Raw genomic sequence first — 15503 nt, forward strand, 5'->3', positions numbered from 1 at the left:
TTAAATACTTAATATATGAACCATACGTAGAAGATCATCATGTATAGGTTTTGTCTTCTTGATGGTATCAATAAACGGAGTATAAACGATTTCATTGTTTACAACCCCCGCCATAACGTTCTTTTGACCGCTCATTAGTCCTTCCACTGCTGCAAGTCCCATTCTGGAAGCCAATATCCTGTCATACGCGGTAGGAGCTCCTCCCCTCTGCACGTGGCCAAGCGTAGTAACACGGATATCTAATTTATCACCTACCTGCGATTTTATCTTTTCAGCAATTTCTGTAGCATGTCCTTCTTCATCACCCTCAGCTACCACTACTACTATAGAGGAGGATTTTGAACGTCTCAATCCATCTTTCAAAGAAGAAACTACCTTTTTCAATGGAGTATGAGTTTCAGGTACCATCACGATTTCAGCACCTCCACCTATACCTGATTGTACCGCAATATAGCCTGAATCACGACCCATCACTTCTATAAAGAATACACGATCATGTGAATCAGCAGTGTCTCTAATTTTATCTATAGCTTCAAGTGAAGTGTTTACTGCCGAATCAAATCCTATAGTATAGTCCGTTCCATATAAATCATTATCAATAGTACCCGGACAGCCCACCGTAGGGATCTGGTATTCATTATAGAATACCTCAGCACCTGTAAAAGTACCGTTTCCTCCTATAGCTACTAATCCATCTATGCCTAGTTTCATCAAGTTCTCATAAGCCTTCTTCCTTCCCTCCGGCGTCATAAACTCCTTACTACGTGCAGACTTCAAAATGGTACCTCCCCTTTGAACTATATTACTTACAGAAGTTGAAGTCATCTCAAATATATCTCCAGAAATCATCCCGTTATACCCCCTGCGGATACCGTAAACTTGAAGGCCATGATAAATGGCTCCTCTAACTACGGCACGTATACAGGCATTCATACCCGGAGCGTCTCCACCAGAAGTGTAAACCGCTATCTTTTTCATTATATTTCAATTTTTTGGACGCAAAAATAAGGAGATTTATCGAAAACATAAATCTATTTTGCTTACACCGTAGTTTTTATTCGGCTTATCCAACGTTCTACAGAAAAAATTCAAAAAAATCTTTGGTATAACAAAATAAACACAACCAAAGCATTTTATCTACCAAATTTCCATTTCGTGAAAAAAATAGCTTAAATCAGTAGGAATCTTTATTTCTTGATTTGAATTGTGCCAACACATGCCAGGACACTGCAAGAAAAGAGATTTCAAATGACTCCCGTACACTCATTATCCAATGTATCTTCTCCAAAATAATCTCATTAATTAACTTAAGTGAACGACTTCGACCTTACTCTACATCTACTTTTGTGCCATCACTTAACGTAAAAAGCTATGAATAAGAAATCTATCCTTATTGCTCTAAGCATGTTAATTGCAAGTACTCTTAAAGCTAAAGCACAGTATTCTGAGCAAGACAGCAGTAAATGGTTTGTAGGAAGCACACTGATGTTACTGGGAAACTTCATTCCTAACGACCCCAACCCTCCCGGCTTCATCCAGATAAATGTAGGATATCGGTTTACACCTCAGGATGCAGGCTTCATCGAATTAAAAACCTCTAAGTTCAATTGGCCCCTAGGAATGCCCTGGAAAGAAATCGTGGATAAAGACAGAGCTCAGCACAATTTCCCTGGCTACGTTAGACAGTACGTTTTAGGCTTGGCCTACAATAGATACTGGTACAAAGGCCTCTTTAGCGGTATTCATGCCATGAATGCGTTTCAAACCTATAAAAATGAAGATCGGTCCAAAATCAATAGGGGATATACCCTCTTCATGACGTATCGCATTGGCTATCATTTTAAAATGTTTAATCAAAAAGTTTTTATAGAACCTTCTATAGGTTTGACACATTGGCCCATCAAAACGAACACTCCTATGTCCTTCAAAGAAAAAGAGAATCAATGGCCTAATTACTTTGGTTGGGAACCCGGACTTCATTTTGGTTTTAATCTTTGAACCATGCACAAAAGTAAAGCTATCTGCACTATGGACCAGCCTAATATTTATCCATATCTATGTGGATTATTTCCACGTCTATATGCCGGGCCAGACCCCACAGATCATGTATGGCAAGGTTTATATTTTCGAAATCACTTAAGGATTCCTTCTGCTAGCCCTTGTCCTCATGAGCCTACCAACTGTCATGATCTTTCTATCCATTGTACTGAGGGATAAGACTAACCAACATCAGCCTGGCGCCATTTTAATTCCAGTGACCTTGTTTAATCTGAGGGGAGAAACCTGGATCCACATGATTTTCGGAGGCTTAGTAGCAGTCATTTTGCTGTGCATGGTTATACCTGGAATTGGCCTCAAAGTGAAAACTAAGATAGTTTAAGACAAGTAGCCGTACAGAGTAGCAAACCTGAACTTTGATACCTTAAGATTCAGTGTTTTATGAATATAAGTTGATGAATAAAACACCCTCTTTATAATTATTTATAGTCGTCTATTTTCAAGAAATTACAAATTATTTGCAACCAAACCAATTCCTTCCTGTCTCATAAGCTAAATGGAAAATCCCTCGTATTCTGATAAATGGATAGTGGACAAAGTTCTGAGTGGAAACACTCAGGCTTTCGCTACTATCGTAAGAAATACGGAGAGATTAGTGATTCAAATCATTAGAAAAATGTCCCCCACTGAGGACGAACAAAAAGATTTAGTGCAAGACGTTTATCTAAAAGCCTTTCAGAGTTTAAATACTTTCAAGTACCAATCCAAACTGTCGACATGGATAGGGACCATAGCTTATAACACTTGCTTAAATCACCTTCAAAAAAAGAGAATTCCCATCAGCGAAGGCCTAGAAGACCAAGTGCAGGTTTCTTCAGAAAGCCTGGAAAATACGCTATTAAATCAGGAGGCTCATGTCATCTTAAACCAATTCATAGACCAGTTGCCTCCACTATATAGAACCTTAATCTCCCTTTATCATATAGAGGAACTCTCCTTGAAAGAGATCTCTCAAATCACTCATTTGCCGGAAGGTACGATTAAGAATTATCTATTCAGAGCCAGGAAAATTCTAAAAGATCAATTGGAAAAATATTATAAAGTCAATAGACATGAGCAATAATCATTTATCAGACGAAGCCATACAGTCTTTCCTCTTAGAAGATTCTTGCGAGGAAGTGATAACTTCCCATTTGGCAGTTTGTGCGGATTGCAAAGCTAAAATGTATGCCTATAAGGAATTGACATTTTATATCAAGAAGCTAGAGCCAGAAACTGTACCCTTTAATGTCAGCGAAATAGCCATGCAAAAAATATGGGCATCCGAACCTAAAAGATCAGAAGAGTTTGGACTAATAGCTCTCCTTGCCTTTCTGATTATGGGATCATTTGTCCTTTGTTACCCTTGGATAAAACCAGCATTTAGAAATTGGAATACATCTATTACTCCATTTGCTTTTGTAACTGCCGTCTCTATCTCCATTTATATCTTGGCAGACCTCTACCGTCAATACAAGAAAAAAATTACCATGATTTTTGATTAAAATTTGCAACCGACTTGACACTCTGCTGTCTACTAGGATATAAAAATACAATTATGAAAAAGCTATTTATTTGTTTATTCCCCCTACTTGCTCAAGGCGCAACTGCAGAACAGATCTCCAATGAACAAAACTTTCAGGTAGAAACTTTATTACCGGTGCTACTTATTGGAATCCTTTTCTATTTCTTAATCTCCTTAATCAAATTCGCATTAGAATATCGTCTTAAGAACAAGATGATTGAAAAGGGGCTTACTGAGCATCTTTCACACAACCTATTTGCCAGTAACAATAAGAAAGATGACGCTATTAAAGCCGCAATATTACTCTCTGGAATTGGGCTGGGCCTTCTTTTGAGCTATTTCACAGCACCACTCCATATTCACTCCTTAGCCATTATGGCCTTTAGCATTGCAGGTAGCTACTGGGCTTACTTCCTGTATCTCAAAAGATCAAATTAGTACTACACCATTTCTACTTTCCTAAGAACCCTTCTATAGAAGAGGGAAAGGTATCTCTTTGTCTTATCAAAACTTTACAAAATGAATTTCAGAATCATATATCTAATCCTTTTTTCTGCTCAAGCGGTCTGCGGGCAAGGTAAAATAGACAGTTTACTCAGCTCTATATATGCCAAAGGCAGAATAAATGGGAATGTCTTAATCGCCCAAAAAGGCAACATCATTTACCAAAAAAGCTTTGGACTCAAAAAGGAAAACTCCGGAGAGAAACTGGATGAAGACTCCATTTTTGATCTGGCTTCTATCACAAAACAGTTTACAGCAGCGGGAATAGTGCTACTTAAGCAACAAGGAAAACTGAGATTTGATGATCCCGTATCCAAGTATATTCCGGAACTACACGAATATCCTTCTGTAACTATCAGGCATTTGCTTCAGCACACCTCAGGTTTGCCTGATTATATGGAACACTTCGAAAGCAGTACCAATAGAGCCATCAGCAATAAAGATATCATCGATTTTCTATCTAGAAATAAACAAGAAGTCAGGTTCGAGCCCAATTCCCGCTGGGAGTATAGCAATACGGGTTATGCGGTTTTGGCAGTACTGATAGAAAGGGTTTCAGATATGACCTATGCCCGCTTCTTAGACCAGAACATTTTCAAGCCATTGGGAATGAGAAACACCATTTTTCCCGGTGCAAGTACTTCTGAATTCAAAGAAAATTTCGCCATTGGACATGTATATTCAGACAGTTTGGATCTATGGGTTGATCCTCATGAATTAGATGAGTTTGCTTATCTAAAATGCTTTCAAGAGGTTGTGGGAGATGGGGGGCTAAGATCAACAGCGGGTGATCTGCTAAAATGGGATAGAGCTTTGTATCAACTATTCTCTGAGGAAAGCAAAAAAGAAGTATTTAGCCCTGTAACCTTGAATGACGGCTCCACTTTCCCTTATGGTTTTGGTTGGGACCTACAAAATAGCAAGGAGTTTGGGAATATGGTATCTCATGGTGGAAGCTGGGCAGGCTACATTACTTACATAGAAAGGCATATCGATAATGACATCACCATCATTGTTTTGCAGAACCATGAGGATGCAGAAATGGTGCATAAACCGCTTAGGTATCTAATCTACGGTCTCCCTATTCCTAATAACAAGAAGGAGATTCAGTTGACGGAAGAGCAGATCCATAGAATTCTTGGGGTCTACGAAATTCAAAAAGGGATTGAATTCAAGATTACGTACAAAGGTGGAGATATCTATGCCAGAATGACTAACCAGCCTTCCATTAGAATTTACCCTGAAAGCGAAACCACTTTCTTCATCAAAGAATTTGAAGCCATCCTCCAATTTGAAGCGGACGCTGATGGCATCATCCATAAACTTGTTGTGCTGCAGGGTGCACATCAGTCAGTTGCCCACAAAATCAGACCATAATTAACCAATTTAAATACATCCATCTGGAGGCTATCAAGTAGATAGCCTCTTTTGTTTATCTACCTACTAAACTATTTCGTGCAGCTAACCAGCCTTAAAAAAAATAAAATACTTAACTTTATATGAACACATAAACCATATCACATTTCCGTCTCTGAGAGTAAGGGATGTAAATGGACATAAAATACTTTCATTACATGAAAAACCTTTTATTCGTCATGCTGGGTGGTGGAGCTGGAAGTGCCCTTAGGTATCTGATCAGCCAATGGTTAGGAAAAGTAGGTCATTTTCCACTGAGTACTTTCTTGGTGAATGTATTGGGGAGTTTCGCGATAGGATGGCTATTGACGCACTTCGGAAATTCGCAACAAGCATTAAAATTATTACTCATTACGGGATTTTGCGGAGGCTTTACCACCTTCTCTACTTTTTCAGCAGAGAACATGCAGTTAGTGGAAGATGGGCAATACAGCACTTTCGTACTTTATGCCTTAGGTTCCTTAGTGCTAGGTCTGGCAGCGGCTTACTTAGGTGCATCTATCCCCACTAGAGAATAAGAAAAATTGTGGGTCTCTTGTGTAAGTTCGGAAGTTCTTTTTTCTTCCATGAACTTATACTCTTGGTTTGTATAAACTCTGATTCAGAGGTAATATCAGCTGCAATGCACAGACGCGTGTTTGGATTTAGGGTTTTAAGCAAGGTCTCAAGCATTTGATTATTTCTATACGGAGTCTCCATAAAGATCTGCGTTTGAGACTTCTGCGCTCCTTCTCTTTCCAACTGTTTCAGTTTAGTTGCCCTTTCTTCTGCCTTTATAGGTAAATATCCATGAAAGGCAAAGGATTGTCCATTCAGACCTGAACCCATTAATGCTAGAAGGATGGAGTTCGGGCCTACTAAGGGCTGTACCGTCCAACCCATCTGTTGCCCTGCCTCCACCACCAATGCACCCGGATCTGCTACACCCGCGCACCCTGCCTCGGAAATGATCCCTGCATCTTCACCTAAATTAGCCAGGATTTCCAAATAGCGTTCAAAAGGCTGATCCATCTCAATAAACCTCAATTCATCAATGACTACGCCCTGCTTAAGAGATGATAGAAACCTTCTGGTAGTTTTTACATTCTCCACGAAAAATACTTTTAGAGATTTCAGGATTTGAATGCTATATGGGGTTAAGGACCTATCGTGTGCATTCTCAGCCAAAAGCATGGGGAGAAGGTAGAGTTTCATGAGGCTAGGAGATTTAAAATATCAGCAGCTTTAATATTCAAATAATTCTCAATATACATGGCACATGGAGGCAATTCCTCTTTGGTGTGAGAAGATAGGACTCCTACCACCCTCATACCTGCCCGGGTTGCTGCTGTTATACCTGAAAAAGAATCTTCAAATACTATACAGCGCTCAGGTTCAATTCCAAGATTTGCCGCAGATTTAAGATATACCTCCGGATCAGGTTTATGCTTTGTTACGTTCTCTGAGGCTAAAATGGATTCCATGTATGGACCAAAACCTAACTTACCCATGATCAGATCCAAATTAGCCCGTGGTGCAGAAGTGGCTACTCCAGTCAGAAAACCGTTTTGCTTCAAATCAGCTAAAAATGTTAGATATCCATCGATATCCTTTACGTGATCTGCATAAATGGCTCTGAATAATCCTTCTTTTTCCTCTTCCATGGAACGAAACTCCTCGCCTTCTATTTTTCTACCTAGGAAATGTGCAAGGATATAACTATTACTCTTTCCAAACATATGTTGAGCAAACTCCTCATCTGTAGGATAAAGGTCTCTCTTTTTAAAGAATTCACGGAAAGCTAAAGAATGGTACGGGTTAGTATGTGCAATAACCCCGTCCATATCAAAGATGACGGCATTTTTCATACTGCAAAGGTACTTCCAATTCTAGATTGCTTTGACAAAAAATTCAAAAAACCTTTAGGACATTTGCTATAGAAATTCCCTATATTTCTTTTTAGTTGCAGGCAGTGCAACGTATTTTTGTACAATGAAGAACACAATTTCTGAGGCGGACCTCGACCGTTTAGATCCCAAAGAATATATTATCATCAAAAGGGCTCGGGTGAACAACCTGAAAAACGTAAGTGTTGCGATCAAAAGGAATACGCTTACGGTAGTTACAGGGTTATCCGGAAGTGGAAAGTCTTCCCTGGCTTTTGATACCCTTTACGCGGAAGGTCAGCGTATGTACGTAGAAAGCTTAAGTTCATATGCACGTCAGTTCCTGGGAAGAATGGAGAAGCCGGAGGTAGATTATATAAGAGGTATTTCTCCGGCCATAGCTATTGATCAGAAAGTCAGTACCAGAAACAGTAGATCTACGGTGGGTACTTCCACTGAGATCTATGATTATATGAAATTACTCTTTGCTAGGATTGGAGAAACATTCTCTCCTATTTCCGGCGAAAAAGTAAGCAAAGACACCGTCACAGATGTAGTAAATCATATCTTTTCTTATCCTGAAGGTACCCGAGTAATGGTCTTGAGCCCCCTTATCCCTAAGGATGACCGGAGCATGAAGCAAGAACTTGAGTTACTCCTTAAGAAAGGCTTTAACCGGGTCGTGGTAGGAGCAGATACCGTACAGATAGAAGATTTATTGAGTTCCGGCACAGAAGTAGAGGAAGTAAAGATACTCGTGGATAGAGCCGTAGTAAACTTGGACGAGGAAGGCTCTCCTAGAGAAGATACACAGTTCCGTTTGTCCGATTCCGTACAAACGGCCTTTTTTGAAGGAAATGGAACTTGTGAGATTGAGATTAGAACAGAAGAAGGCAGGAAGATAGTAGCGTTTTCAGATCGTTTTGAAAGAGACGGAATACAATTTGAAGAACCAAGCATCAACCTCTTCACCTTTAATAACCCCTATGGTGCATGTAGAAGGTGTGAAGGTTTTGGAAGTGTTCTAGGCCTAGATCCGGAATTGGTATTTCCTGATAAGAAACTAAGTGTATTTGAAGGAGCCATAGCTCCCTGGAGAAGTGAGAAAATGGGAGAATTTCTCCAACCCTTGATACGCAATGGAATCCGATTTGATTTCCCTATACATAGAGCCATAAAGGACTTGGATCCGGAGCAATACCAGTTACTATGGGACGGAAACGAATACTTCACAGGACTGACTGACTTCTTCAAGCATCTTGAAGAGCAATCCTATAAAATTCAATACCGTGTGATGCTTTCCCGATACAGAGGAAGAACGGTTTGTCCGGACTGTAGAGGTTCCAGATTAAGGAAAGATGCCTCCTACGTGAAGGTCAATGGGAAGTCTATCGTGGATTTGGTACTTCTGCCAATAGATGAGTTGGCCGAGTTTTTTAAGGATATACAACTCAACCCTTACCAGGAAAAGGTAGCCAAGCGTATCCTAATAGAAATCAACAATCGTTTGGATTTCATGCAAAGAGTTGGTCTAGGTTACTTAACCTTAAACAGATTATCCAAGACCCTCAGTGGTGGTGAAAGCCAAAGAATCCGATTAGCTACTTCACTAGGATCTGCACTGGTAGGATCCATGTATATTCTGGATGAGCCTAGCATAGGTCTTCACCCTAGGGATACTGAGCGATTAGTCTCTGTACTTAAATCACTTCGAGATTTAGGTAATACAGTCATCGTGGTGGAGCATGAGGAAGAAGTCATGAAGGCTTCAGACGATATCATTGACATAGGACCGGATGCGGGAGTAAATGGAGGGAATCTGGTATTCCAAGGACCGTGGACCACCCAGGCAGCACCCGGCACTTCCCATACTTTGGACTTCTTACATGGGCATGAGACTATACCTACTCCCCTACACAGAAGGAAGTTTTTAGATTTCTTAAGCATCAACGGTGCCAGAGAAAATAACTTGAAGAACCTGGATGTAAAGATTCCTTTAGGCATATTTACCGTAGTGACAGGAGTGAGTGGCTCTGGTAAATCTACCTTGATTAGAAAGATACTATATCCTGTTTTGGATAGATTAGTAGGAGAGTCTCGTTCAGGAGAAGATCCGGGTAAATACGATGAGTTAACCGGGAGTGTAAGCAGGATTTCTCAAGTAGAAATGGTAGATCAAGATCCCATAGGAAAGTCCAGCAGATCTAATCCCATTACCTATATCAAAGCATATGATACATTAAGGGCATTAATGGCTGATCAACCCCTCGCTAAACAAAGGGACTATAAACCCGCCCACTTTTCCTTTAACGTAGACGGTGGTAGATGTGAGGCTTGCCAAGGGGAAGGTTATCAAACCATAGAAATGCAATTTATGGCAGATGTCAAATTGCTTTGTGAAAGTTGTGGAGGCAAAAGATTCAAAAAAGAGATTCTAGACGTCACATACCTGGACAAGAACATTTCAGACATACTTGGAATGAGTGTAGATGAAGCCCTGAACTTCTTCAGAGAGACTCAACCAAAACTGGCTGAAAAGATTCAACCTTTGCAAGATGTAGGTCTAGGGTATATTGGTCTTGGTCAGGCTTCCAATACCCTATCAGGTGGTGAAGCACAGAGGGTAAAATTAGCGTACTTTTTAGGAAAAGGAAACGCGGAAAAAGGTAAAACCCTATTTATATTTGACGAACCTACTACCGGTTTACATTTCAGTGATATTCATAAGCTCCTTAAAGCCATGAATGCATTGGTAGACCAAGGAGACACTGTAGTAGTGATCGAACATAACATGGAGGTGATTAAATGTGCCGACTGGATCATTGACATGGGCCCGGAAGGCGGGGAGAAAGGTGGATTCCTCTGTTTTGAAGGTACACCGGAAGAGATGATACAATTGGAAAACAATCACACTGCCCGATTCCTGAAAGAAAAAATGAGCTAATATGAGAATTGATGCACATCAACACTTCTGGACCTATAATACAAAAGATTATGGGTGGATTGAGGACGAGAGAATCCAAAGGGACTTCGGTCCCCAAGATTTAAAACCTCTACTTGAGCAACATCACATAGATGGTTGTGTATTAGTACAGGTTAACCAAACGGAAGAGGAGACGCAACATTTTCATCAAATCGCTTTGGAAAATGAAATTGTAAAGGCAGTAGTTGGCTGGACGGATCTTTTTTCTCCAGCATTGGAGGAGCGACTACAAGAATACAAAAAACTTCCAAAAGTCAAAGGTTTCAGACATATTGTACAAGGGGAGCCAGTAGGCTTCATGAAGAATCCGGAATTCGTAAAGGGGGTAAAATTACTAGGCAAGTATGGCTTCACCTATGACATCCTAATTTACCCCACACAGATGAAAGATGCCGTTCATCTGGTCAGAGAATGTCCGGATGTTACCTTTATCTTAGACCATTTGGCCAAGCCTTATATTCGGGAACAAAAGGTGCAGCCCTGGGCTAATTACATGAAGGAACTAGGATCTTTCCCTAATCTATATTGTAAAGTTTCGGGTATGGTGACAGAAGCTGCTAAACTATGGAGAAGAGAAGATTTTCAAATCTATATGGACTTTGCTTTAGCTTCTTTTGGTATGGAAAGATTAATGTACGGATCCGACTGGCCCGTATGTTTATCCGCTGCAGATTATAGCACCCAATTGGCCCTTGTGGAGGGCAATTTTAATAGGCACGAGGGGATCTTCGGGTTAAATGCAATAAAGGCTTACGGGATATACTAGATTAATATTCCCAAAAACTTAAGGTAGGTTAATAAAAAAATAAGCAGGAATTAATCCTGCTTACTGTTGATCTCTATTACCTTGAATTCTGTTCTACGGTTTTGCTGGTGCTCCGCCTCTGTCTTCGCATTTGGAATGATGAGTTCAGATTCTCCATACCCTCTAGCTTCTAACCTCTCTCTGGAGATCCCTTTGTTAACTATATAGTTTATAGCAGATTCCGCCCTTCTTTGAGACAACCGAAGGTTATAGATCTCTGAAGCTCTGGCATCTGTATGCGAACCTAATTCTATCTTTAGGCCCGGATTATCTTTAAGGATCTGTACCAATTTGTCCAATTCTATGGCAGCATCCGGACGAATGTCCGCCTTATCTAGATCATAGTAGATGTTTTCTAAACGGAAGGTTTTACCCACAAAAATACTTTCCAATGGGATACTTACGTGGAAGGTAGTATCTGTCACAGGTTTGGTAAGTAGTACCTCCGGTATTGACCTACCGTACATGGTGAAATTCTCTCTCTTGGTCAAATAATTAGGTTTTTCCGCCAATAGGATGTAGTCCTCGTCCTCTTCTAATTTAATAGGCCCAAACTGTCCTTGTTTAACGGTAATCGGCTCAACATATTCTGTCTCCATGCCTCCGTCTAACTTGAAAACGTACAAGGTAGCAGAGTCGAGTAATTTTCCTTCGGAAACGATTTCCCCTGCCAGGAAGTAGTTGACTACCTTCTTCTCTTTCTCTGGAACATTCACCACCACTTCTTCCTTAGGTTCTTCAGGTGCCAGGTAATAATAGATATCATCATCTCCCTTGCCTCCGGAACGATTGGACGTAAAGTATTCATTTCCATATTCATCTTCCAGGTATCCGAAATCATCCATAGAACTATTGTAAGGCAGTCCCATGTTTTCTACGGTTATTTTTCCGCCCGTTCTTACTGCACGGAAGAGATCTAATTTACCCAAGCCGGGGTGGCCATCTGAAGCAAAGTACAATTTACCATCAGTTGACACAAAAGGAAACATTTCATCTCCTGCTGTATTGATGGCTTTTCCCATATTTACCGGATTCCCGAAACGACCTGAAGCATCAAGATTTACTCTATAGATGTCCAAACCTCCACTTCCCCCAGCTCTATTGGAGCTAAAATAGAGGGTTTTACCGTCAGAAGAAAACGCCGGGCAACCGTCATATGCCAGAGAATCAGAGGCAGTAATGCGTGTAGGTTCTGTCCAACCTGTACCGGAGACATATCTACTCATATATAGGTCTACATCGGGCGAAAGGTCTTTTCTTTTACCCGAGTTTCCTCTAGCAAAAACCATCATTTTCCCATCCGGAGAAAAGGCCGGAGAGCCTTCATTTCTGTCGTCAGCAAAAATGCTAGAACTAAAAAGTTCTGTTTGGCCCACCTTACCATCAGTAATCTTTGCTTTATAAATGCCTAAAAAAGGAAGATCATTGGAATAAATCTTTGTCTTTCTGGAAGCAGTAAAGACCAAATGTCCATTAAAAATAGCACCTGTAAACTCTGAACCTGAAGTGTTAACGCCTTCCAAATTCTTGAAGTCCTTCTCGCTATTTTTTTGGAATAACGACTCGGTCAATAAAAGAGCATTTAGCTCTCTTTGCACCTTTTCTGCCAATACCCTATCAGATGGATTCGTCCTTGCGAATGCAGAAAAATATTCTTTGGCCTTTTGATACTCACCTTTGGATTTATGCGCATATCCCAGGTAGTAATAGATCTCGGAAGCGGGATTAGGCAGAGCCAAAACCTTTTCGTAATAGGGTATACTTTCAGCCCAACGATTGGTTAAGCGAAAAGCATCTCCCGTTTTCTTCAGTAGATCTGCCTGATAAAGTGGGTCTAATTCTGTGACTTTAGAGAATTCCCGGATAGCAAGATTGTAGTGCCCATTCTCAAAACTGGCCAATCCTCTTTTATAGCTTTTCAACTGTCCATATGTACTAAAACATATCAGCCCGCAACAAATAAAAAGCGTAATCGCTGTCCTCATTCCTTTCTGTTTGGTTAACAAATATATAACGATAGTCCTTTTTTTATGTTGTCAGGGGGTAAAAAATGGATTATAAGGTAAAATAATTAAAATTTAAGCTAAATTTAATCTGGGCCAAACAAATACTCAATTTACTTATTTTCAATACTTTAAATATAAATATTCAAAGAAATACAGGGATTAATAGGCTTATGTTCTATGTCCAATAAATAAATAAAAAGGGCTTAAACTTGGAATATGATTTAAAACCAATACCTTTATGATGTTTTCGAGTTTTTACTTCGTTTGCAGGTCAATATTTGGATATGCTACGGCGTTTCAGCTCTATTTTTTTAATTTTTTATTTTTTTTCCAATGAACATTTTCGTAGCAAAGTTGAATTACGACACTACAGACGACACGCTTTTAGGAGCATTTCAAGAGTACGGAGCAGTAGATTCGGCTAAAGTCATTTTTGACAAGTTTACTGGCCGCTCAAAAGGCTTCGGTTTTGTAGAGATGCCAAACGATGCGGAAGCTCAGGCGGCAATCAACGGATTGAACGAGACTGAGCTAGATGGTCGTACCATCGTAGTAAAAGTTGCCGAACCAAAAGGAGAGAGACCACAGAGAAGAGAGAGATATTAAGAACTTTTGACTTCGAGAAAGCCTTCCCCTACGGGAGGGCTTTTTTTTTGCCTTATCTTTAACCATGAATCATACTTGTCCCTAATATTTGTGCATACACTTTCAGGCATAGTTTTTTCCTAGTACCCGAATGACCACTTCCTGTCATGGCTCACTCCTTCACCGCGCGAAGCAATTCATCACAACGAATACCCCCCCCAATATCTCAGTGGCTTACAGATGGATCAAGAGAATGAGCAATTAATGTTCATCTATTGGGAAATAAGTACATCTCATGGAAATGGTAGCTTACATGCTTTAATGGTTATAGCCTTACATTAATTGAAAAAGCATTTAACAATTATCAGTAGCTGAGCAGATAACACTCATCTATTGAGAATTACTTTCATAATTCTCAATTAGAAGGTTAGGCTTTTCATTCGTATTGGCCTTCCATTATTTGGAATGCATTTAACGATTATCAAGTAGCTAGACAGCTAACACTTATCTGTTAAGAATTACTTTCATAATTCTCAATTAGAAGGTTAGGCTTTTCATTCGTATTGGCCTTCCATTATTTGGAATGCATTTAACGATTATCAAGTAGCTAGACAGCTAACACTTATCTGTTAAGAATTACTTTCATAACTCTGAATTAGCAGGTTACGCTTTTCATTCGCATTGGCCTTTCATTATTTGGAATAGCATTTAAGGATTATCAAGTAGCTCGGCAGCTAACACTTATCTGTTAAGAATTACTTTCATAACTCTGAATTAGCAGGTTACGCTTTTCATTCGCATTGGCCTTTCATTATTTGGAATAGCATTTAAAGTTTATCAAGTAGCTAGGCAGGTAACACTTATCTGCTAAGAATAACTTTCATAACTCTGAATTAGCAGGTTACGCTTTTCATTCGCATTGGCCTTTCATTATTTGGAATGCATTTAACGATTATCAAGTAGCTGAGCAGGTAACACTTATCTGTTAAGAATAACTTTCATAACTCTGAATTAGCAGGTTACGCTTTTCATTCGCATTGGCCTTTCATTATTTGGAATAGCATTTAAAGTTTATCAAGTAGCTCGGCAGCTAACACTTATCTGTTAAGAATTACTTTCATAACAATGATAGAGTAGGTTACATTTTTCATTCACAATGGCCCTCCATTATTTGGAATGTATTTAACGATTATCAAGGAGCTAAATGATCAACACACATCTATTGAGAATTGATGTCACCATAGGAAAATGGCAGTTTAGGTCCTTTAAATGGCAATGGTTTACATAAATTGGAATTCATGTAACCGAATTAATGTCAAAAGGCTTAGCTGTTAATCTTCAAGGTAGTTTACTCTCGCGGAATCCAAATGGCAGTTGCACTTCAACAAATGCAAAATACCTTAACATCCATGACTTCGTATTGTAGATAACTATCATCGAAGGGCAGTTCATCAAATGCGAAATTTATGTTCACCACCTGTGATCGTGTAAAAAGCGCCGAGGAGTAGCGTAACAAACCAACTATTGTAAATATATAGGGGAGGGATTACCTCCCCTACATTAGGACAGAAGTTCTCTAATATCGACACTTAAACATTTTGCAATTCTATGCAAATGATCCGTATTGATGTATTTCACTTTATTGTTTTCTAGTCGGAACAAAGTGGCTGCGGATATCTTGGCATCAATATATAGTTCCTTCCTACTTATATTTTTGACTTCTCTAATTCTTTTTATGTTGTGTCCTATGTTTACAGTTAAGTTGATTTGATACATG

The 15503-nt window shown here is 39.6% G+C and carries 14 protein-coding genes; 9 read left to right on the top strand and 5 right to left on the bottom strand.

Going from position 1 to position 15503, the window contains the following annotated elements; translation table 11 throughout:
• Entirely contained in the window at positions 1–978 is a 978-nt protein-coding gene (gene pfkA / locus LBYS_RS07555) for a 6-phosphofructokinase (protein ID WP_013408278.1), read from the bottom strand.
• 393 nt (positions 979–1371) lie between these two features.
• Here pfkA and LBYS_RS07560 point away from each other — a divergent pair, with 393 nt between their 5' ends.
• The 6 genes from LBYS_RS07560 to crcB all read left to right on the top strand — a co-directional run bounded on the left by LBYS_RS07560 (position 1372) and on the right by crcB (position 6000).
• Positions 1372–1998: a hypothetical protein gene (locus tag LBYS_RS07560; RefSeq protein ID WP_013408279.1), complete on the top strand. Its 627-nt coding sequence runs from the start codon at positions 1372–1374 to the stop codon at positions 1996–1998.
• 556 nt (positions 1999–2554) lie between these two features.
• Complete coding sequence (locus LBYS_RS07570) at positions 2555–3121, top strand: RNA polymerase sigma factor (RefSeq protein WP_013408280.1); 567 nt, start codon at positions 2555–2557, stop codon at positions 3119–3121.
• Positions 3111–3542: a hypothetical protein gene (locus LBYS_RS07575; protein WP_013408281.1), complete on the top strand. Its 432-nt coding sequence runs from the start codon at positions 3111–3113 to the stop codon at positions 3540–3542. The genes LBYS_RS07570 and LBYS_RS07575 overlap by 11 nt, the downstream gene beginning before the upstream one ends.
• 53 nt (positions 3543–3595) lie before the next feature.
• Complete coding sequence (locus tag LBYS_RS07580) at positions 3596–4000, top strand: DUF6249 domain-containing protein (RefSeq protein WP_013408282.1); 405 nt, start codon at positions 3596–3598, stop codon at positions 3998–4000.
• Positions 4001–4081: 81 nt separating this feature from the next.
• Positions 4082–5443: a serine hydrolase gene (locus LBYS_RS07585; protein WP_013408283.1), complete on the top strand. Its 1362-nt coding sequence runs from the start codon at positions 4082–4084 to the stop codon at positions 5441–5443.
• Positions 5444–5640: 197 nt separating this feature from the next.
• Positions 5641–6000 carry a fluoride efflux transporter CrcB gene (gene crcB / locus LBYS_RS07590; protein WP_013408284.1) on the top strand — a complete coding sequence of 120 codons (360 nt, stop codon included), beginning with the start codon at positions 5641–5643 and terminating at the stop codon, positions 5998–6000.
• Here crcB and LBYS_RS07595 read toward each other — a convergent pair.
• Together LBYS_RS07595 and LBYS_RS07600 are read right to left on the bottom strand one after the other, a co-directional pair.
• Positions 5990–6676 carry an SAM-dependent methyltransferase gene (locus LBYS_RS07595; protein ID WP_013408285.1) on the bottom strand — a complete coding sequence of 229 codons (687 nt, stop codon included), beginning with the start codon at positions 6674–6676 and terminating at the stop codon, positions 5990–5992. The genes crcB and LBYS_RS07595 overlap by 11 nt on opposite strands.
• A complete protein-coding gene (locus LBYS_RS07600) occupies positions 6673–7329 on the bottom strand; it encodes an HAD family hydrolase (protein WP_013408286.1) in 657 nt (218 codons plus the stop codon). The genes LBYS_RS07595 and LBYS_RS07600 overlap by 4 nt, the downstream gene beginning before the upstream one ends.
• 124 nt (positions 7330–7453) lie before the next feature.
• On the opposite strand from LBYS_RS07600, the gene uvrA reads away from it, so the two are divergent.
• Together uvrA and LBYS_RS07610 are read left to right on the top strand one after the other, a co-directional pair.
• Positions 7454–10291 carry an excinuclease ABC subunit UvrA gene (gene uvrA, locus LBYS_RS07605; RefSeq protein ID WP_013408287.1) on the top strand — a complete coding sequence of 946 codons (2838 nt, stop codon included), beginning with the start codon at positions 7454–7456 and terminating at the stop codon, positions 10289–10291.
• Between the two features lies 1 nt (position 10292).
• Positions 10293–11096, top strand: coding sequence for an amidohydrolase family protein (locus tag LBYS_RS07610; RefSeq protein ID WP_013408288.1), 804 nt, complete (start codon positions 10293–10295; stop codon positions 11094–11096).
• A 50-nt stretch (positions 11097–11146) separates the two neighbouring features.
• Here the strand turns inward: LBYS_RS07610 and LBYS_RS07615 are convergent, their stop codons facing one another.
• On the bottom strand, positions 11147–13120 hold the full coding sequence (locus LBYS_RS07615) for a CHU_0125 family OmpA-like outer membrane integrity protein (protein WP_013408289.1): 1974 nt from the start codon (positions 13118–13120) through the stop codon (positions 11147–11149).
• Between the two features lie 354 nt (positions 13121–13474).
• Here LBYS_RS07615 and rbp point away from each other — a divergent pair, with 354 nt between their 5' ends.
• Positions 13475–13747: an RNA-binding regulator gene (rbp, locus tag LBYS_RS07620; protein WP_013408290.1), complete on the top strand. Its 273-nt coding sequence runs from the start codon at positions 13475–13477 to the stop codon at positions 13745–13747.
• A 1539-nt stretch (positions 13748–15286) separates the two neighbouring features.
• Here the strand turns inward: rbp and LBYS_RS07625 are convergent.
• Complete coding sequence (locus LBYS_RS07625; protein ID WP_013408291.1) at positions 15287–15502, bottom strand: helix-turn-helix domain-containing protein; 216 nt, start codon at positions 15500–15502, stop codon at positions 15287–15289.
• Position 15503 lies beyond the last annotated feature (1 nt).

Source organism: Leadbetterella byssophila DSM 17132 (assembly GCF_000166395.1).
Classification (GTDB): domain Bacteria; phylum Bacteroidota; class Bacteroidia; order Cytophagales; family Spirosomataceae; genus Leadbetterella; species Leadbetterella byssophila.